Below are 21,926 nucleotides of genomic sequence, written 5' to 3' on the forward strand. Positions count from 1 at the left end.
TATGTGAAGTTTCGACAGAAATAGACAAATTATAAAATAAGAATGGTATACTAAAGTAGTAATTTAATTATTTCCATCTGAGTAATAAGGAGGATAATTCCATGAAAGCTGCAGTATGGTACGGTAAAAAAGATGTACGAGTAGAAGAACGAGAATTGAAACCTTTAAAAGAAACTGAAGTAAAGGTGAGAGTAGCTTGGGCAGGCATTTGCGGAAGTGATCTTCATGAATATGAGGAAGGACCTGTATTTGTTCCTGTAGAAAAAGAAGATCCTTTAACAGGTGATACAACTCCATTAACATTTGGGCATGAGTTTGCAGGAGTTGTAGAAGAAGTAGGTGCAAAGGTTACCACATATAAGCCGGGCGACCGAGTAGCAGTAAATCCTACCCTTACATTCGGAAATAAATCAGAGGATCTTGACCCATATGATGGCTTTGCCTTTATCGGTTTAAATACAGATGGTGGATTTACATCATTTACAAATGTTCCAGAAAAAAATGTATATCACCTACCTGAGCCATTAACATTACAAGACGGAGCTTTAGTTGAACCGACAGCAGTTGCTGTTCAAGCAATAAAAGAAGGCGGACTAGTATTTGGCGACACTGTTGCAGTATTCGGTGCTGGACCGATTGGATTATTAACAATCATTGCAGCAAAAGCAGCAGGTGCAAGCAAAATTATTGCATTAGACCTATCGGAAACAAGGCTGCAAAAAGCAAAAGAAGTCGGAGCAACACATATTATTAATTCTGGGGAAACTGATCCAGTAAAAGCTATTACAGATATCGTACCTGAAGGTGTAGATGTTTCCTTTGAAGTTGCTGGCGTAGCTCCTACATTTGAGCAATCTATTCAAGCAACGAAACCAAGAGGAACCATGGTAATCGTATCAATCTTTGCTAGACCGATTGAATGGAACCCATTCCAATTAACAGGTAAAGGTGTGAAAATCACTTCATCTATAGCTTATACACCTACTTCTTTTCAGCAAACGATTGATTTAATGGCATCTGGTCAAATACAGCCACAATCTGTTATCACGGATGAAATACAGCTGGATGACATAATTGAAAAAGGCTTTGAAGCATTATCTAAGGACAAGTCTCAAGCAAAAATATTAGTAGAATTAAGTGGGGAAAAATAAGAAATAACGTTTAATTGTAATTAACCAGATATAGAGCATGGGATGTGCACACTATATAGATAAAGTGAAACAACGATCCGTGGAGGGATGTTTATCCTCCACGGATTGTTAGTACCACAAGGGTATAACCTAAAGGCCTTGGAACCAATCTGACTTATAACTGGTAGTTGATCCCCTTCTTATCCATATTGAGGGCATACTGCACGTGATATGCGGGATACAAGCTCCCGATTAGAAACATAGCGAGTGGAGCGAGTCAACGGAAATAAGGAAATCACAGTGAGCTTGCGAGCCGATGATGAATTATCGTGAGACGATTCGTGAAGTCACATCGTTTCTGGGCGCTGGAGCTGGACGCGGCTTAACACGCATATTTATCCACATGGACAAATTTTATCATTTCCTTCATTTCCGATGACTACCAAAAAATAGATTTCAAAGCAGGTATTTATACTTTAAAATCCATTTTATCTAGCCTATATAGTTAAATTATGTTAATAACTTCATCTATACCATCGCAACAGCAATTAAACCTAATATAAATTCTACCGTTCGTTTCATAGCTAACTCCTTATTTATATTTATCATTTATATACGAACACATTCATTTAATGGTTCCATCAATTATGAATGAAGATCAGCGGTACCAAGCTTGGATACACGTTGTAAAGTTTTTATGATCTCTAATAACATCTAGCGAATAGGTCAGCATGGTCTGATAGTTGCCCATTTTCCTTCCCCACACAAGCGAGGATACAATATGCATGGCACTATATAATGCATATAGTTCCCAAAACTTTATAGAAACATCATTTTCGTTATAACCATCAACAATTCCCCTTGTAAACGCATTGCTTACTCGATTAGAAAAAAAGCCGAGTTTTTGGAGATCATGAATAGGATCACCCCAGTCTATTCTCTGAAAATCAATTATTCCTGCAAATCTGCCTTCGTTGATCAATAGATTAGCAGGATGAAAGTCATCATGCTGAAATGTATTTGGCCTATTGTATAATAATTGCTCATTTTCCTTAATATACGACCGAAGCATCCTTTTCATGTTTACATCAACATCGATAGCCTCCAATTCTGACAGATATTTATTACTTTTTCGTCTTTTAATTTCGTACCATGATGGTATATTTTCTGGGGCTGGAAAGGCGTGCAGCTTCTTTAATTCCATACCAGCTTGAATTCCCGCTTCGTACTGTTCATCTTCTGTTAAACATTGTAAGACAGCTTCTCCATCCTTACCGGTAATATAAGTAAGTATCATATATGAATAATCCGTATCCGTTATAGAGCCAAATTCAACTGCTTCAGGGACATACTTGGAATAAGTTTGTAAGCGCATGATTGTCTTAAATTCCTTTTCCCTACTCGCTTCCTGTTCACTTGAAAAAACTCGGATAAGATAGCGATTATCAACTACAAATTTTTTATCAGCTGAAAAACCCTTCTTAATTTTCTTTATTCTTGAATCGTGATTAACAAAAGGTATCTTATCTATTAGTTGATCCATACCATTCACCACCTTAATCTAAAATTTACGCATTAATATTCGACATAATTATGCAAATATCCTGTAAATTATAGACTAAATGTATACATATGAAAAGAGAAACTTTTAGATAAAGTAAAGCTTCAATCAGTGGGGGTTTTTTGTTTATCAATTATTGTTTATCCCCCACTGATTACTAGTTGAACAAATAAGTGGGTTTTACCCTTACTCCGCAAAAAAATAATGCCTACTAAGCATTTATTATATCGACACTTCTTTTAATCACCTCTCATACTTCACAAACTGCCCCTTAATCTGTTGTTGGTTTCGGTCAACAAAAGGTAGCATCGATCGATAGGTACCCAGTTCATAGACTTCACTTATTTCAGTAATGCGCGCAATCCTAGATAAGCCTTAGCTTCTATTTTGCAGGGTGATAATCTCGCCTAAATCGTTAAGTAAAATAATGTCGGAGAAATAGTCTCTCGGGTCTGCCCCCCACAATGTGCGATACAGTGTGAAGTCTCAGCAACTAATATTTAGTTATGCTATCTACTACTTTTGCTTTCATTTTCCGATGTGAATGTTTGATCTATAAATGCTTTAATAAACTCCTGATATTTTTTCTTATTATAACCATGGTATAATTCACTTGCTAATACATTAGGAACACCAAAGAAAAATCGCTCATATTGTGTTTGTCTGGAACCAAATGGGCTCATTGTCAAATCCCATGCTAATCGAAATAACTTCACCCTTTCCACTGCATCTTTTGTTGCACTCTGCAAATATTGATCCAAATCCATCCGTATAGACGAATTAAAATCTTCCTCTGTAGGTATAGTCATTAATCCGCTAGCAGCAAGTAATTGAATGATTTCCACTGCCCGTGGGTAAATTTTGGGAAATGCGCTACTTGCTGCCTGTAACGAAGCTAATTCCGGTCGCATCAGTCCAAACTCATCCAGTGTCGCATTCACCTCTGATTTAATTAACAATGCTTTTATTGTCTCTAAACCGACAATGATTTCTGCCATCTTCTCTTGTACATTCTCGTACGTACCAGTATGGATTGACTCGATAATCTCCTCAGCAATACCCAAAACGAATTCTAGCTTTACAACCTGCCTATTAATCACTTGATGCAGACTAAAAGGCAAAAACGCACTTTCTCGTTGAAAACGATTACCTACCTCGATGTTTTTATAAAAAAAGACCCGCTCCCATGGTATGAAAACATTATCAAATACAATCATCGTATCCATTTCTTCAAATCGAGAACTTAATGGATAATTAAAAGAGGAATCTCCCTTACAGAATGATTCGCGACAAATGAATTTTAGCCCATTAGCATCACTAGGAACAGATAAAAAGTATGCATTATTTTCTTCAAATATTCTTCCAGCTGAAAAAACAAGCAGCTCATCTGTCATTCCGCCCTGTGTTGCCAAAAGCCGGGCACCTTTTATAATTAAACCTGCTTCTGTTTCATCTACAATTTTGGCAGCAATTGGTTCTTCGCTATCTTCTATATAATACTTTGACCGATTGAATTGTGGGTTAATAAAGGTATGTGTAAACGACATATCTTCTTCCCTAGCCCTTTCATAAAATTGAACAAGCCGCTTCGGAAAGCAATTTGCTTTTCCTTCCAATAACCTTGCAGAAGAAGCGAAGGCCATTAATACGGTGTTCATATAATCTGGACTCCTACCCATCATTCCACCATGTATTTTTGCCCATATTTGTATCATACGACTACGTTTCTTTAATTCCTGTATCGTCCTAGGCTGTATATAAGAAGTTCCAATACGATCACCTGTATGAGGTGAATGATAGGTCATTTCTTCAATATAATCATCCCTCAGCTGCAAATCATAGAGCATGGCTTGACTTTGAATCGCGCCTTTAAAAGCTGGATGCTGAGAAATCCTCCCATTTATTTTCCCCCCGTTATACCAAATTTCTGTGTTCAACTGATCAATCCGCTTTATATAATCGTCACCTGAAATGGCAGGCATTTGTTACACCCCTTACAATTTCCAAATTAAATGCATCGTATCATTTAAAAAGATTTTCTTTCTTAAAGTGAAACTTCCATCCGGCTTTTACTGAAACAAATACGTACAAAGGCTTAAATCGCCACGTCCTGTGGCAACGCCTTTGTGACCTACTTCCATGTAGGCCCGAACAAATCGGACATTTACTGGCAGTTGAACCCCTTCTTATCTATATTGCTTTCACTTTATTCCTTGAGGTGGGGGGCTTACTGCCAGTTATATGCGGGATAAAGTGAAACTTCCATCCGTGGGGAGTGTGTTTATCCCCCACGGATGGTTAGTGGAACCAATCGGACATTTACTGGCAGTTGAACCCCTTCTTATCTATATTGCTTTCACTTTATTCCTTGAGGTGGGGGGCTTACTGCCAGTTATATGCGGGATAAAAACATCTATATACCAATATATTAGGCAGCCCAAATTATGTTAAAAAATCAAAGCATGCAAATTAAAACTATTTCATCTATAATGAAAGGACACCATTTAAAATTGTTTTTCTTGATCAAGTCATTTATCTTAGACATACTTAATATATATACATAAGTTTCTTTTAGAGGAGGATAAGCATGCGAAATCAAACTATATTTTTAAAGAATTTGAATCAGCATACGTTAAAACTTGATGTTAATCGAATGGCCATTTATAAACAAAGTAAGGTTATAGAAGCCACTGACCTCCAGCAGCAACGATATTATTTATTTTTCCATAACGATAAGTATTTAACGTATGACAGCTCAAGGACCACCCGAAAAACATCTCACCTAAGGAAAGCTTTCCAATACGGACTCGTACTTTCTTCTCCACATCCATTTATCGAATTACAAATCTCACCTTATTCCCAATTTAAGAAACGAAAATATAGTTCCCTTTTTCAAAAACTATTAAATGAATACACACTTCAGGAAACTGCATTAATCACTACCTACTTCGAATCCTTTATAAAAAAAGAAAAGCTAGCAAATTTTATTGAAAAATGCTTTTATAAAGAGCGACGAGATGGAAAATTACTATCTTGTTACCGTATTTTTAGGATCCTTAGAGGCTTTGCTCCTAATCACCGATTAGTTGATACGTTTTCCAGTGATTTAACATTTGCAAAGTACGAGGAACTATACAAACATAAAGATGAGAAAATGCTTATGAAAGACCCCATTTATGTAGAAGAAATTTGTTATGACCATAAACACGAAGATTTTCAAAAGCTTGCACACATATATAAGCAGCAGGAACGATGGATGGATTTAGCCGCTATCCATATAAGCCAAGCTGTCTATACACAACGTAATGCCGATTATCAGGAATTAAAAGCCACGTTAGACCAACACTACCCTGCTATCTCTTTAATAGAGGTTTTGGAAGATTTATATACACGCGGACTTACCTTAGATACATTCCTCAAAGACTTATTGAATGTATATTTATCAACAAAAAACGTACAAAAATTAATGGTTTTGCAAAGCGAGCACAGCCTCTCCTTGGAACCTACCCAATCCAAATTGTTAGTAAATACAATCGAACAAATTACCGTCAATCCCGTCTCACTGAATTCTAAAGAACTCCAGCAGCTCATTCTCACATTACATACGATAGATAGGAAGCAGGCAGATAGGATGTTACATCAAGCTATCTGCCGATTACTCTCTGAACTACCCCTTCCCGATATTTTAAAATGGCTAGAGCCATTTATGACGAAACCATTTGCAAAGCGGATTATTAATCTGGTTCATGAAATAAATGAACTTGCTGAAGACCCTAATCAACAGCGACGTCTGGGTGAACTCTATCATTATTTTAAACAGCAAGAATTAGCTATTGAATGCATGAGTTGGGATATGGAACTATATCCTGATGACCCTAAACCAGTAGAATGGTTATCCATTCTCTATTCTGAGTTAGGTATGGAAGCAGAACATAAAGCATATCAACAGCTTTATATTGATATGGTAAAAAGATCTTCTTAATTCCAATATGTAGAAATTATGTTTGATCAAATAAAAGAAACTCGATAACCTATTTTTCTGCAAAAGGAGCGGTTCAAATGAAATCTGTGAGCGATACGTTATTTACAAAGCCATTCATTGCTAATCCTTATCCAACTTATAATCAATTAAGAAAGGAAGAGCCAATTACCCAAATACGACTTCCAGATGGTCAGTATGCATGGTTTATTACGAGATATGAAGATGCGTTAGCAGCATTAAAGGACCAACGATTTATTAAAGATTTTAGAAAACTGATACATGAAGATGAATTAAATTATTATACCGTTTTAGATGAAAATATGTTGTTTGCAGATATGCCTGATCACAGACGCTTACGTGGTCTTGTTTCTAAGGCATTTACTCCACAAATGATTGTAGGAATGAGAGGTCGTATTCAAGAAATAACAGACCATCTCCTTGACGAAATGGCTAATCACCAGTCTGTTGACGTAATCGATTCACTTGCTTTCCCACTACCAATCATCGTTATTTGTGAAATGTTAGGAATCCCAACAGAAGATCGTGATAAATTTCGCATTTGGTCAAATGTCTTAATTGAAGGAACAAATGGTGCCATGGTACAAGAGGATATGGAACAGCACATGGATAATTTCATCCACTATTTAAAGGAACGGTTTGCTATCGTACGTGTAAATCCTGGTGAAGATTTAATTAGTAAGTTGGTCATTACGGAGGCAGAAGGGAACCAACTTACTGAAAAAGAGTTATACGGTGTTGTATCATTATTAATAATTGCAGGACACGAGACAACCGTTAATTTTATTGGGAATAGCATTATGAATTTATTAGAACACCCTGAGCAGCTAGAATTATTAAAAAAGCAGCCAACATTAATCACCAATGCATTGGAAGAAACACTGCGATTTAATGGTCCGGTTGAATACAGTACATCGCGTTGGGCTGGAGAAGATATCCTATTTAAAGGACAATCTATGAAAAAAGGGGATCTAGTCATCATTTCCCTTAATTCTGCCAATCACGATCCAGAGCAATTCAAAGATCCAGAAATTCTAGATATTACGCGAGAAAAAAGTAAGCATTTAGCATTTGGTAAGGGAATTCACGCATGCTTAGGTGCTCCGCTTGCTCGTTTAGAAGGTGAAATTGCGATTTCTAGCTTCTTTAAACGTTATCCGCACGCTGCCTTGAATATTACCAAACAAGATTTAGTATGGAGAACAGGCATGATTGTACGCGGTGTGAAAAGACTACCCATCCTTCTTAATCATTAAAGTAATTAGCGTTTCGTAGTGAAAAAGGATAAAACGTATGGGAGGCAATCGAGTGAGAGGGAAAGCGAAGTACAGCATTTTCCCTCTCACCAACGTTTTTTTATAATCATGCTTTTATTAATCTTTTTCCTGTTAATTCCCTCTTTGTAGGGAGCATTTAAATTGGATCCATTTCTCACCGATAATGATGTAATAAGTTATCTTTGAATCTATTCCTTATAAAACTTATACTTACCGTAGATCGCTATAGAAAGGATGATTCATATGGGACAAGTTATCAAAGGTAAAGTTGCCTACATTACAGGTGCTAGTAGTGGTATTGGACGAACTACTGCTCTCGTATTAGCAAAAGAGGGAGTCCATGTTGGCCTAATCGCCCGCACAAAAAGCAAGCTAGAAGAAGTTGCAAAGGAAGCAGCAGCCCATGGTGTTAAAGCAAGCTTTGCTACTGCTGATATAGCTAATCTAGAAGAAGTTGAGCAAGCGATTGATTACTTACAAAAAGAAATTGGCTCAGCAGATATACTTATAAATAATGCTGGTATTGGAGCATACGGTGCTTTTCTAGAGATGGACCCAGTAACATGGAAGCATACTTTCGAGGTTAATGTTTTTGGAACATACCACGTTACACGTGCTGTCTTGCCACAAATGGTTGAAAAGAATCAAGGAGACATTATTACTATTTCTTCTAGTAATGGACTAAAAGGCACAGCAGGTTCTACCTCCTATAGTGGATCTAAATTTGCTATTCAAGGTATGACAGAAGCACTAATGCAGGAAGTTCGTAAAAACAATATTCGCGTGTTCACGATGAATCCAAGTCTTGTTGCTACAGAACTTGCCTTCGGAGACCAATTAGCAGAAAAAAATGAGGATAAGTATATGCAGCCTGAAGATCTAGCGGAATATATGGTCGCTCAACTAAAACTACATCCTCGTATTTTCATTAAACAATCTTTACAATGGGCAACAAACCCATTTTAAGATAAGTTGTATAGGTCCACTTTTAAAATTAACAAAGCAGAAGTCCCATCCCTTGGTCTTCTGCTTTCACTTACTTTATAAGTGTATTAGATTAGTAACCTCACCCTTCAACTATCTACATAGCAATATTAAACCATGTATCATTATTTCATGACAGAAGATCTGTGGATAGCAGATGGAACAGTAGTAGCCCCATTCCATAACGCTTCACGATCCTCTTCCTAATACTAGCTATAATCGGATAATACTATGACCAACGTTTGCTTGATCACCTGTCTTATAATATTTCCTTTTATTCCCTCCACTGGCTTCCGCCGTCATATTCTACTTTATAGAGAAAAAACTTCATCCAGTGTACCACCTTAAAAACTACGCGCCAATATAGCGCTGATATAATTGCTTGGCAGTATTCACATCGCTAACGCCATGTATTAAGGTTCTGCCATCTTGAAACACGACAAAACGAACATCGTCAATTTCAAAAATGAGGACTTCACCATTATCTCTAATTTTATCCGTAAGGTTACCGATCTCTTTCACTAAATTAGAAACTGATAAGCTCCCTTTTTCTCCTGGTCTTACTTGTACCGTATCTCTTCCACAAAGCATAGCCGTTTTCAACCCTTTTTCCTTGGTTAAATAAGGATAAATTGCTGATTGAGAACAAGATGAACAAATGGGATCTACTAACCTACTTACATTAATCGCACTATATGACCGTCCCCATATATCGACTTGTACTAACTCCGGAGATGTACCATTATCTGTTAAGTATTTTAAGCACTCCGTTGTCTGATAGGCAGCTGTCACCTGTACCGCAGGAGAAATAATTCCAACCGTATCACAGGTTTTCCCTTCCTGAGGAAGGTGATCAATTAAACATTGTAAACAAGGAGTTTTTCCAGGAATAATGGTAAGTGCGATGGCAGTACTCTGTAAGCAGCCACCATATGCCCAAGGTTTACGATGTTTTGCTAACACATCATTCATTACAAAACGCGTTTGAAAATTATCTGTTCCATCAATAACAAAATCGGCATCTTGTACTATTTTCTCTCCATTCTCCTCAGAAAACTCTTCTACAATTCCCGTAATCTCCACTACCGGATTAATCGCTTTTAATCTTCGTTGAGCTGCTTTTGCCTTCGTTCGATTCTGTCTCGCATCATCTTCTGTATAAAGCTGCTGACGCTGAAGATTACTAAGTTCGATATAATCGCGATCAACCAGCGTCAGCTTACCTATTCCTGCTCGAACAAGCATTTCCGCATTTGCACTTCCTAATGCTCCAGCGCCAATTACGACAACATGTTTGGTCACTAATTGGCGCTGGCCAGTCTGTCCAATTGGGGCAAAGCGTTCCTGGCGAGCATACCGTCCTGTTATCATTCAATCATCGCCGTCTCTGGACTACTCTTCATTCCGTACATTCGTTTGGGAATACGGCCTGCTTTATATCCTAATCGTCCAGATTGTACAGCCAACCTCATCGCTTCCGCCATTTGAATTGGACCTTTTGCGCCAGATACAGCTGTATTTAATAAAACCCCATCTGCTCCAAGCTCCATGGCATAAGCGGCATCACTCGGAGAACCAATCCCTGCATCGACAATTACGGGGATGTCGGATTGTTCGATAATAAATTGCAAATTCATTGTATTAATAATGCCTTGACCCGATCCAATTGGTGAAGCCCCTGGCATAATTGCATGTACACCTGCTTCTTCCAATCGTTTTGCTAATACAACATCATCAGAGGTATAGGTTAATACAGTGAAGCCCTCCTCTAGCAGTTGTACTGAAGCTTTCATCGTTTCAAAAGGATCAGGCAGCAAGGTTTTCTCACAACCGATAACTTCCACTTTAATCATGTCACATAAACCTGTAGCCTTAGCTAAACGGGCAATTCTTACCGCCTCATTTGCTGTCTTAGCGCCAGCAGTATTTGGTAGTAAATCATATTGCTGCAAATCTAATTCTTCTAACAGATTCGGCTCGTTTTCATCAAATATGTTCATTCTCCTGACGGCAAAGGTTAATATTTCTGTTTTGGATGCTATCACCGCCTTCTTTTGACTTTGAAATGTCGGGTACTTTCCAGTACCTAGCATCAGTCGGGAATGAAATGATTTTCCGCCAATTGTTAACATGACTTATCCTCCTCCTACAAAATGAACAATTTCAATAGTATCCCCATTAGTTAATATTGTTTCGTCATACACTGTTTTATTAATAATTTGTTGATTCTGTTCGACTACCGCGAGTTTCGCTTGAATGTTAAAGCTTTTTAGTAACTCGCCAATAGTTGAATCCTTAGCTACCTCCACCTGACGTCCGTTCACGTGTATCTGCATATGTGATCCCCCCTTTCCTGAAACGATTTGGTGTAAAAAGACGCTGGATCGATGATGGTACATAACGCTTTAAGACCATATCACTAACTAGTTTCCCAGTAGCAGGAGCAAGAAGAATACCATTTCGATAATGTCCGGTTGCAAAATACAAATGGGGAATCTCAGGATGTTCTCCAATAATTGGCTTACCATCTTTGGTGCCCGGACGAACACCAGTCCAACAGCTATGCAGTTCTTCCTGCTTAAACGATGGGAACAACTTCAATAAGTGATTCATTAATTCAAAAATGCCACCTGTTGACGTATAACTATTGCTATCATCATGATAGCTAGTTGCACCAATAATATAGCGTCCGTCTCGTTTTGGTACCAAATACAGATTGTGAAAGAATAACGTCTGCTGAATAGATTGAATGCTTGGCTTTATGGCAAAGCATTCTCCTTTTGTTGGGACCATTGGATTCATTAATCCTGTCGCTTCAAACCACCTCCCACTTTTTACACCTGCCGCTACAACAACATGATCAGCTGAGATAACATCGTTATCGATTTGAATATGAAAAACATCATGGTCATGGACTATTTCTCCAACTTGACAATTCTCGATCAACTGACCTCCCATTGATAAAGATGCCTGTTTAAAAGCTTCACACACTTTCAATGGTTCTACATGTCCATCTCGCCGCATATATAATCCCCCTACTGCCTGGGATAAAGCTGATGTTCGTTGCCTAATCCCTTCCGCATCCAACCATTCTAAGCCTTCAAATGCATTTTGTTTTGCTCGCAGTCTTTGCTTCTGTTCTTCATTCGTAGCTATCTCGAGCATACCGTTGGTGGAAAGCTGAATATCAATCCCTGATAACGAAAATAGTTCTTTGCTTAGAGATGCATACATATTTCTACTTGCTTGGCAAAATTGATAATACGTACCTTCCTGATCATTTTCTGTGTGTACACCAAGCATGCCCGCAGCAGCTTGTGTAGCTTTTCTTCCACTTCTACCTTGTTCAATTACCGTCGTTACAACCCTACTTTTACTTAAATAGTAAGCAATGGATTGCCCAATAACGCCTCCACCTATAACCACTACATCAACGTGTCTCTTCATTTCGATTCACCTCCTTTCGAAACGATTGCACTGCCTGCAGTGGATTATTTTGACTAAAAACACCTGACATTACAGCAATCCCACTTGCCTTCGCTTGATAAATATCCGTTACCTTTGCGCTTGTGATTCCACCGATTGCATAAACGGGAATGCTCACCTCTTTTGCAACTGCTGCTAATTTCTCTACTCCTTTTGGTTTCACCCCTTTCTTGCTCGCTGTCGAAAAGACATGACCATACAAAATATACGTAGCACCTAGCTGCTCCGCTCTCTTAGCTACTTCGTTGGAGTGCGTCGATACCCCTACTTGTAAACCGGGGGATTGTTTTCGGTGATCGTGTACCTCTTGTATTCGCTTTTCTGAAAGGTGAAGTGTCTTCACATTCGTTTCACCAGGTAGTGTTGTATGGCCATGAATAATTAGTTTTTCTTCCGGAACTCCTTGTGCAAGCACACGTTGAATGAACAAAGAATAGTCCTGCTCGGTCATTTGTTTTTCTCGTAGAATGACAGCATCAAGATAGGGAATAATACTCGCTATTGTCTGGATAAGGTATTTCTCCTCCTGTTCACCGGTAGTCACCGCAATTAGTTTCATCACTTCCTCTCCTTTTCTACAAAAAAATGCCACTTTTCCAGCAAAGGAAAAGTGGCATGAATCTATAACGATATCCTAAAAAAGGTATATGTCGCTGATACACACTACTCCTGTCACTTTCCTCCGCTGGTTCTTACTCCAGTTCAGGTTCAAAGGGTCTCCATGTCCCACATGGATCTCAGCCATTACGTAAAGGCACCCCTAGTGAAGCGTAATTTAATTATTCAATATGCATTTGTCTATAAAATACATGATTTTGGATTATTCGTCTACCAAAAATGAACAATTTTCTATTTTTTTGCCATTCTCTACTAACAAAAGAGCTGACCTAATGAGCCAGCCCCTTAACATCTCTTTTATTTGGTATAGCGTTTAACTTCATCAATCTTTTGTTCTTTTGCAAGTTCACGAGTTGCGCGTGGCGCGGTCCAAAATGTGGTTAACATGAGTAACGATACAGGAACAGCCGTCACCACAATAAAGGATTGTAGCGATCCAACACTATCCTCACCAATAGTGATGAGTACAGTTGCGACAAGTCCCATAAGAATTGCCCAGAACACACGCAGGAATTTCGATGGGTCTCCATTACCTGTAATCGCCATCGAGATGGTTAATGACATCGAATCGGTTGTCGTTAATACAAACACAATAGTTGCTACTAAAAAGAAGAAACCGATAATCGTACCAAGTGGCAATTGTTCTGCGATAGCAATCATAGCTGCTGGAGGTCCAGCACTATTTAAAGCTTCAGATACGGCACCAGGGTTATTCATTTCAGCAAAAATCCCTGTGCCACCAACAACTGTAAACCAGAACGTCGTTACCGCAGGTGCAATTACCGCAACAGCAGTTACAAGCTCTCGAATTGTACGACCACGAGAAATACGACTAACAAACATCGCCATCATTGGACCATAGCCAATGAACCAAGCAAAGAAAAAAACGGTCCATAAGCCAAGCCAAGCTCCATCTCCACGGAAGGTGTTTAAGGTTAGGAAGTCTTGGACATATAATCCAACTGATTGCAAATAGGAATCAAAAATAAATAATGCTGGACCTAGAATAATCACAGCAACCATTAAACAAACTGCGAGAATAATATTATAGCTGCTTAAAATTTGGATTCCTTTATGAATTCCTGTCGCAGCAGAAATCCCAGCTGCTAGAACAATAACGATAACAATAAGACATTGTACAAATAAATTATTTGGTACACCGAACAATGCACTTAATCCATAACCTGCTTGTAATCCAAGGAATCCAATTGGACCAATCGTACCAGCTGCCACTGACACAATCGAAAAGGCATCAACAAACGTACCAAGTGCACTTTTTTTCATAATCTTATCGCCAAAGATCGGATAAAGCATCGATCTTGGCTTTAATGGTGCATTTCGATGATAATGGGAATACATGAATACAATCGTACCTAATGTTCCTAAAATTGCCCATGAGACAAAACCCCAATCGACAAAACTTGCTGCAAGTGCAGGTACTACTGCTTCTGTAGTCCCAGCCTCAATTCCTGAGAAATGTGGTGGGATGGTTAAAAAATGGCTCAACGGTTCTGCCGCTGCCCAAAAAACACCACCTGCCGCTAGCAGCGTACACATAATAATCGAAATCCACTTGAACGTTCCAATCTCAGGCTTTTCTAATTTTCCTAAACGAATTTTCCCAAACTTTGAATACCCAAGTATTAATGCAATGACTAGAGTTCCTACCATTAGAACTTGATATATCGAGCCGAAATAGGTTACCGACCAATTAAACATCGTATTAACTACATAGGTGACCATTTCCTGGTTTATTAATGCAAGAATTACAAAGGCAAGTAGCGCCCCTCCACTTAGAAAAAGAACTGGCTTATCTATGGTTTGATCTTGCTTCTTTCTATTCTTCAACAATCTGCTCCTCTCAATTCCATACAAAAAAATCTCACATAACCATATACTGACCTTTTTGCTTTTCACTTATTTAGTCAGTTGTATGTGAGATTTAATAAGCATTTTTAAATTAACACACAGCGTTAAAGGATACATTTTTTCCGAAAACCTGTCAAGTTTAATAAATTACCAAAGGAAGAATGCAGTCTTACTAACTTTTGATTATAATTTTTCCATAAAGTGAAACTTTAATCAATGAGGGTTTTGTTTTCTCTCACTGATTGTTCGTACCACAAGTGTGTGACCTAAATGCCTTTGAACCAATATTGGCAGTCTCCCATTTACCAACATTGATTTCACTTTATTGGGTTGAAGTGAGAGGCTTACTACCAGTTATATATAATAAATCTGCAAGATCGCCCGCTTATTCATAGCGATCGGGGGTATCAGTATACATCTAAAATGTTTAAGCAAAAGATAGATGCCGCAAACATGAAGCAAAGTATGTCACGAGTCGGACGATGTATTGATAATGGGCCGATGGAATCTTTTTGGGGAACACTGAAAAGCGAGAAGTATTATTTAAATAAATATGAGTCCTTTGAAGAATTATCTGCATCCATAGAGGACTATATACATTTCTATAATTATGATAGATATCAAAAACGACTAAACGGCCTTAGCCCTATCGAATTTAGAGCTAAAACCGCTTAAGTCAGTTTTTATTATTTCCACTGTCTACTTGACAGGGGGCACTTCATTCAACTAATTATCGTCCGTTTTTAATTGTTTCTTTATTCTTTTGTATCAGTCTCTTTTAAGTCTATTTCTGAAAGTCCACCTTTGCTGTTTCTAATAAATGAACATGTGATTCGCTTGGTTTTGTTTCAGCAATTATCATTCCATTACGAACTGAATAGAGTACGGAAGCTTGTTTACGAATAGCTTCGTATTCATCTTCAGCATCCAAGACGATTATGTTTGCTGGTTTTCCAGCTTCAATTCCATAATGTTCTTCGATATTCATTGTTTTTGCACTGTTTGTTGTAATGAGATCGATAGCATTAATAATTTGTTCATAACCCATTAATTGAGAAGCATGAATGCCCATATGGAGCACCTGCAACATATTTCCTGTACCAAGTGGATACCACGGATCAAAGATATCATCATGTCCGAAGCAGACATTCATTTCTGCTTCTAGTAATTCTTTCACACGCGTTAAACCACGTCGCTTCGGATAGGAATCAAATCGTCCCTGTAAATGGATATTAACGAGTGGATTGGAAATGAAATTGATATTTGAAAGTCTTAATAAACGAAACAGCTTATACGCATATGCATCATTATAGGAGCCCATAGCCGTTGTATGACTGGCCGTTACCCTGGAACCTAATCCGCGTTCATATGCCTCTGTAGCCACTACTTCTACAAAACGTGATTGCTCGTCATCAATCTCATCACAGTGAATATCAACAAGACGATCATACCTTTCTGCTAGGTCGAAAGCGATCTTCATCGAATCCACACCATACTCACGGGTAAATTCAAAGTGGGGGATTCCACCAACCACGTCCGCACCTAACTTTAATGCTTCTTCTACTAATTCTTTACCATTTGGATAGGACAGGATTCCCTCTTGAGGAAAAGCTACCAACTGTAAATCTACATAAGGTGCCATTTCTTCTTTAACTTCTAATAATGCTTGTAAAGCTATTAATTTCGGATCAGTAACATCAACATGTGTACGTACATGTTGAATTCCTTGAGCAATTTGCCATGTCAATGCTTTCTTAGCACGGGTTTTTACATCCTTTTTCGTTAAGGAAGCTTTCCGTTCTGACCAACGTTGTATCCCCTCGAATAATGTTCCACTTTGATTCCATGCTGGTTCTCCTGCAGTAAGCGTCGTATCGAGATGAATATGAGGCTCAATAAATGGAGGTAACACAAGTGAACCTTTTACATCAATCGCATCTGTCCCATTCCTTTTTGTATTAGCAGGCGTAACAGACGTAATTATTTTATCCTTAATAGTAATATCCCATTTTCCAGCTTTTCCTCGTAAGGAAGCATTTTTAATAATCATTTTAATTACTCACCTTCTCTACATTAGATGTCATCACCTGTTTTTCCTTTAGTTGGACTAGTCTCATCCCCACTACATGAACGACTGCTGAACCAATTAGCGCATTAAGTGGAGCAATACCTGGTATAAATATAGCTGCGGCAATCCCTGCTCCCCACGCAACTATCGCAACCCAGTTAATCGCTTGAAACGTCATGCTTCTAAAGGCCTGGTAATTTCCCCGGTGAAGGATAAAGAAATCTGCAAGAATGATTGCTCCTATTGGTGGTAGCGCAGAACCTAATAACGTTAAAAATCCAACAAAGTTGTTATATAGCCACATCGCAGCTAATGTTCCAATGATTCCGTTAAAGATGACAAGTTTTTGCTTTGGTAGCTTCGTAATATTTGATAATCCAAGTCCAGAAGCATACAGCGCATTGTCGTTGGTCGTCCAAATATTTAAACCCAATACGACAATTGCAGGTAAAATGAGCTGTTGCATAAACATCACTTCCGAAATATCTGCATACCCTGTTGCAATGGAACCAATCGCTCCAAAAACAAACATCAGTGTATTTCCGATAAAAAAGGCAATGACTGTTGTCACAACTGCTGATCGTTTTTTACGAGCAAATCGATCTGGAGTTAGTGTACCTGCACTAATAAATGAACCAATACAAATGGTTAAAGCAGCTGCTAGACTAATTGCTTCTTCTGGCTGATAATTCAATAATCCTTGCATACCACCTATACTGTCAGCTGCTTTAAAAACAGATGTACTTCCTAATATCGTAATTAATGGTACTGCAATAAAACTAATGATAGCGAGAGCCTTCATGCCAAAAAAAGCAGTAAATGTCATAGCCATACCTGCTATGGCAATCAGCAGATAGATATCTATACCGGTTACTTTTTGGACCGGCACTGCAAACATCGCGGTGCCAACTCCAAACCAGCCAATTTGCGTAAAAGCAAGCAGAAATGAGGGAAGAAACGATCCTTTTTCTCCAAATGCATATCGAGCAAGTAAGTGTGTAGATAATCCAGTCTTTGCAGCTATATACGCCAATGCCCCCGTGTACCCACCAAGAATTAAATTACCCACAAGCACAATGCCAATAAATTGTACAAATGTTAGTCCTTGTCCCAATTCTCCCCCAGACATCATACTTGCTGAAAAGAAGGTCAATCCAAGCATGACCACAAGCGTTTTAAAAAATCCATTGCGTTTGTGCAACGGCACTGCTTCTAATGAAAACTCTACGTCCATTTTTTTCATCTATCTTTCCTCCTGGTTGTGGTACCAACCCAAGAAGAGAATATGGTGTAAAAAAATAAGCTTCCAGTCGCTTGCGACAAGAAGCCTATGTTCAAAGGGACTATCCACATCCAAAAACATTGCTAGCTTTACTATGGATAATTGTTAAATCAATACATATCCCTACACATATCCGCTGTCCTTGTCAGCCTCTCTGGACTGAATTAAAGGTACCATATTTAATTAACTCTATTATTACAGAATTTTAGATGGATCGTCAAGGTGAAATTTACTTCCACTTTTTAATTAGCTTATCAGCTTGTTTTTGAAAGCTATCAAAAGCTTTATCAGATATTACATCTTTTTCTAATTGTTGATCAAGTAGACTTTTCCACCCCTTCATGTGTTTCACTACTTTTTTTGCTTTTTGTTTATTTTCATAACGACTCACTGCTATCAAATGTAATTCTAATTCATGGAAAGCATCTGCCGTGTACACTTTATCACGATTATCACGAAGCGACTTCAACAATGATTGTGTACTCGTATCTTGATGCCGTTTTGAAACAAAAACATTTAGTTCTGCTGCGGAAGCAAATCCTCCAACACCTTCAATTGCTTCTAATTTAATATGCGACGCTTCTATTGAATCAAAACGAATACTTTTTTCCGCTTTATCGTTACTCCACTCTCCATTTGCTATTTCTCTAAAATTTTCACCATCGGTACTAGTATACAGCTTGTATTTAGTAATAATTCCATTAGTCCCAGACTGTCTAGGTAAATAGGTAACTTCATTAATTTCGTGCTTGCCCCCAAGGTCTAGGGTGATAGATTGTGGCAACTTATCATCTCCAGACCAATCCGTATGCCACATCGTGTTTTGGTTTCCATCAATAGCATTTTCGGCTGGGTCAGAACCTGATTGTTCGCTCGTTGCAGTTGCAGTCATCTCCGATTGTTTAAGTTTATATGGATCCATAATAGACACGTTCGAATAAGCATTAGTGGTATAATCATCTCCACTCTGTTTAAATGTCGAATGGGCTACTATATCATATTCACCTTCGCCTGTATGCTCTGGAGGTATTAATGTGAATGTGGCAGTGACCTCTTTATCCTTATCCAGCTTATTAAACAAAGCGTTTGTCGATCCATCTACTTCCCACCCATTAGGTACTTCTAATGAAAGTAGCACATCTTTCATTTTTTTGGTCGAACCATTCAGAAAGCTTGCTGTCACAGTAATGGGATCTCCAGCTTTTTTCTCATCCGGTACTTCCAAGCGAAATAATGCTGCAGGATCACCTTCGTCATCTCCTACACTACTGGATCCATGTATTGTCATTGTGAAGGATTCACTCGTTGACATTGGTTTGGTCTTTATGTGTACAATACCGTTACGATCTTCCGCATCATAGTACCAACCTTCACTTGCCTTTGCAAAATCTTCCTTCGAATCATATTCCATTAATTTCTTGCCTTTTCCGATCCCTACATTTGCAGGTTTTTCACCTGTATGAACAGTAAAGGTATACGGCCTGCTTTCTGGTTTTCCATCATATTCGCCATCGCTGGAACCAACTGTAATCTCAATATTACCTTTACCATTCTTCGGTGCGTTGGTTGTAATTAATTGTTTAGCCGAGGCTCCATCTTGATACTCCCGACTAATACCATCATCCTCATATAAGGAGAAACTACTTTCGCCATGGGGATAAATATCGAGTATCACTCGATGATCATTGGCTAATTCTTTAAAGGAATTATTTTCCGGCCACATCGGAATAATCGCACCAGCTTTAACAAACAGCGGAAGTTTATCTAATGGTGCATCATAATCGTTCACGATACGTGGTCCGTTATAAACTTTACCACTCCAATAGTCTAGCCATTTCCCTTTTGGTAAATAAATCCCATCTCGTGTTTCTGTATCTTCATATACCGGAGCAACAAGCATGGATTCGCCAAACAAGTATTGATATTGTGTCGTTTTATTCCAAGTTACAGGGTCGTCAGGATATTCTAACACCATGGAGCGAGCTAAAGGTACGCCGCTTTGATGTGCCTCTGCCGCATAGGTATATATATAAGGCAAAAGCTGTTGTCTTAGCTTTAAGTATTTTCGGTTTATGGAGGTATACGGTTCTCCATACCTCCATGGCTGTTTATCTGTATCCGCCCAGCCTGACATGCTCATTAATACTGGATTAAATACTTTCCACTGTAAGTCTCTTACGTATGTCTCTGCACTTCCACCAAAAATCCCATCAATATCTCCTGTTGTGAATGCCTGCCCAGATAATCCGGAACCAGCAATTGTTGGAATATGAAAGCGAATGTTTTCCCATGATCCTGTTTGATCACCAGTCCACTGAACAGCATAACGTTGAGCCCCGGACCAACCTTCAACCATCCAGGTAAAGCCCCGTGCGTTACTATTTTCTTCGATGCCTTGATAGGCTTCTTTTGCAGCGTTTAATGCAAATCGATAACCTGGTCCAACCCAAGCAACATCTAATTTTCTAACACGGACTCCTGCTTCACTAACTTCATATTCCTGATCTGGCAAGCCGTCTTCTGTCCATAGCCCAAGTTCAATATTCCGGTCTCTTAATTCTTGACCTACTTCCACCAGACCTTCATAGCCACAGCCATACCCATCATTAACAAGCATCCAGCCTACAGGCATGTCGTATTGTAGATACCCATTTGCCACCTCTAGAGAGTCTATAGTCGTTTGCCCTTCGTCATTATAGCAATCTGCATCGCCAAGCTCCAGACCATATAATGGCGGCATAAAAGGTCGACCAGTAAGCTCAGTATAACCGTCCAGAATCTCTTTTAAATCAGGTCCATAAAAATAATAGGAGTCAAATCTTTTTTCTTTGTGTATTGTCTTTACTGGGTCGTTAAAGGAATAAGATCCAGGAGAAAAGGTGTTTCGAAAAACGCCATAACCACTTGTACTCATATAAAATGGAACAGCATTCGGATGTCCACCATCTTCCCAATTATAAGAGGTGGATATTTCTATCGTTTCATCTCTATGAGTAAATCGACCATTTTGCATACCACCACCAAAGAACTGTTCTTCTTCAGCACGTTTTAATGTTTGTCTCGTTTCTTCATCATCCCATGATAACCCTTTCATTTCCTTCCATACAACGGTTTTATTGTCTGATTCATATAGCTCAAACCGCAATGGCTGTTTATAAACACGCAATGTCACATCTTTGGTATCAATACGATAGTAATCTCCTTCATTAGACCAATTCGTTGTTAACTCTGGAAATTCATGTTTTACGATGATATCTTCTCCAGCCGGATCCGTAAATTCTCCATCTTGAGCCAACCAAATCCGGAACATATCATCCTTGTAAAAAACAACACGAACCTTTGCATCACCAGCGGATAACGTATAGGTGTTCTCTTCCACAGAGAAGTCTGTAAGATTCCCAATTACAGTTTCATCTTTTTGCTCCTCCTGCGCAAAACTAGCTGATGCCAACATTGTAAGCGCAACTATGATAACAGCGTTAGAGACGAGGAATTTTAAAAGTTTCTCCACTTTATTAATCACTTCCTATCGTTTAAAATTATTCTCTCTTCCTAGCTATAAAACTAGCTTTTAAAAAATGCCCCCTCCTTCGTAGTCGATTACGTTATTGAAGTAATACTAGCCAAAGTAATCCTTCCATTCTTCTGGCT

General features: G+C 38.6%; 15 protein-coding genes, 1 pseudogene and 1 riboswitch. Of the genes and pseudogenes, 5 read left to right on the plus strand and 11 right to left on the minus strand.

The window, feature by feature from the left end:
• Positions 1 to 101 precede the first annotated feature (101 nt).
• Positions 102 to 1,151 carry a 2,3-butanediol dehydrogenase gene (locus JUJ52_RS01070; protein ID WP_026682432.1) on the plus strand — a complete coding sequence of 350 codons (1,050 nt, stop codon included), beginning with the start codon at positions 102 to 104 and terminating at the stop codon, positions 1,149 to 1,151.
• Between the two features lie 637 nt (positions 1,152 to 1,788).
• Here the strand turns inward: JUJ52_RS01070 and JUJ52_RS01075 are convergent.
• Entirely contained in the window at positions 1,789 to 2,673 is an 885-nt protein-coding gene (locus JUJ52_RS01075) for an aminoglycoside phosphotransferase family protein (RefSeq protein WP_205388980.1), read from the minus strand.
• Positions 2,674 to 3,200: 527 nt separating this feature from the next.
• Complete coding sequence (gene hpaB, locus JUJ52_RS01080) at positions 3,201 to 4,673, minus strand: 4-hydroxyphenylacetate 3-monooxygenase, oxygenase component (protein WP_051388414.1); 1,473 nt, start codon at positions 4,671 to 4,673, stop codon at positions 3,201 to 3,203.
• Between the two features lie 605 nt (positions 4,674 to 5,278).
• On the opposite strand from hpaB, the gene JUJ52_RS01085 reads away from it, so the two are divergent.
• The 3 genes from JUJ52_RS01085 to JUJ52_RS01095 all read left to right on the plus strand — a co-directional run bounded on the left by JUJ52_RS01085 (position 5,279) and on the right by JUJ52_RS01095 (position 8,934).
• Entirely contained in the window at positions 5,279 to 6,673 is a 1,395-nt protein-coding gene (locus JUJ52_RS01085) for a hypothetical protein (protein ID WP_205388982.1), read from the plus strand.
• A gap of 77 nt (positions 6,674 to 6,750) precedes the next feature.
• Positions 6,751 to 7,947, plus strand: coding sequence for a cytochrome P450 family protein (locus JUJ52_RS01090; protein ID WP_026682435.1), 1,197 nt, complete (start codon positions 6,751 to 6,753; stop codon positions 7,945 to 7,947).
• A gap of 264 nt (positions 7,948 to 8,211) precedes the next feature.
• Entirely contained in the window at positions 8,212 to 8,934 is a 723-nt protein-coding gene (locus JUJ52_RS01095; RefSeq protein WP_026682436.1) for a 3-ketoacyl-ACP reductase, read from the plus strand.
• Positions 8,935 to 9,303: 369 nt separating this feature from the next.
• Here the strand turns inward: JUJ52_RS01095 and JUJ52_RS01100 are convergent, their stop codons facing one another.
• From JUJ52_RS01100 to JUJ52_RS01125, 6 genes are all read right to left on the minus strand, one after another.
• Complete coding sequence (locus JUJ52_RS01100; RefSeq protein ID WP_255637336.1) at positions 9,304 to 10,323, minus strand: ThiF family adenylyltransferase; 1,020 nt, start codon at positions 10,321 to 10,323, stop codon at positions 9,304 to 9,306.
• Positions 10,320 to 11,084, minus strand: a complete 765-nt coding sequence (locus JUJ52_RS01105) for a thiazole synthase (RefSeq protein WP_205388984.1) — start codon at positions 11,082 to 11,084, stop codon at positions 10,320 to 10,322. Before JUJ52_RS01105 ends, JUJ52_RS01100 begins: the two co-directional genes overlap by 4 nt.
• Before the next feature lie 3 nt (positions 11,085 to 11,087).
• Entirely contained in the window at positions 11,088 to 11,288 is a 201-nt protein-coding gene (gene thiS, locus JUJ52_RS01110; protein WP_121603823.1) for a sulfur carrier protein ThiS, read from the minus strand.
• A complete protein-coding gene (gene thiO / locus JUJ52_RS01115; RefSeq protein WP_051388415.1) occupies positions 11,248 to 12,399 on the minus strand; it encodes a glycine oxidase ThiO in 1,152 nt (383 codons plus the stop codon). Before thiO ends, thiS begins: the two co-directional genes overlap by 41 nt.
• Positions 12,383 to 12,997, minus strand: a complete 615-nt coding sequence (locus JUJ52_RS01120) for a thiamine phosphate synthase (protein ID WP_205388992.1) — start codon at positions 12,995 to 12,997, stop codon at positions 12,383 to 12,385. The genes thiO and JUJ52_RS01120 overlap by 17 nt, the downstream gene beginning before the upstream one ends.
• Positions 12,998 to 13,098: 101 nt before the next feature.
• Positions 13,099 to 13,210: riboswitch (TPP riboswitch) on the minus strand.
• 143 nt (positions 13,211 to 13,353) lie between these two features.
• Positions 13,354 to 14,904 (minus strand): BCCT family transporter, encoded by a 1,551-nt coding sequence (locus JUJ52_RS01125; RefSeq protein WP_205388994.1) that lies wholly within the window; start codon positions 14,902 to 14,904, stop codon positions 13,354 to 13,356.
• Positions 14,905 to 15,303: 399 nt separating this feature from the next.
• Here JUJ52_RS01125 and JUJ52_RS01130 point away from each other — a divergent pair.
• Positions 15,304 to 15,600, plus strand: a pseudogene (locus JUJ52_RS01130) (transposase); the annotation flags it as partial.
• A gap of 109 nt (positions 15,601 to 15,709) precedes the next feature.
• Here JUJ52_RS01130 and JUJ52_RS01135 read toward each other — a convergent pair.
• From JUJ52_RS01135 to JUJ52_RS01145, 3 genes are all read right to left on the minus strand, one after another.
• Complete coding sequence (locus JUJ52_RS01135; RefSeq protein WP_026682442.1) at positions 15,710 to 16,975, minus strand: cytosine deaminase; 1,266 nt, start codon at positions 16,973 to 16,975, stop codon at positions 15,710 to 15,712.
• A 1-nt stretch (position 16,976) separates the two neighbouring features.
• A complete protein-coding gene (gene codB / locus JUJ52_RS01140; protein WP_205389000.1) occupies positions 16,977 to 18,236 on the minus strand; it encodes a cytosine permease in 1,260 nt (419 codons plus the stop codon).
• A gap of 268 nt (positions 18,237 to 18,504) precedes the next feature.
• A complete protein-coding gene (locus JUJ52_RS01145) occupies positions 18,505 to 21,786 on the minus strand; it encodes a TIM-barrel domain-containing protein (protein WP_205389016.1) in 3,282 nt (1,093 codons plus the stop codon).
• Positions 21,787 to 21,926 lie beyond the last annotated feature (140 nt).

This window comes from Virgibacillus sp. AGTR, from assembly GCF_016919725.2.
Lineage (GTDB): Bacteria > Bacillota > Bacilli > Bacillales > Amphibacillaceae > Virgibacillus > Virgibacillus salarius.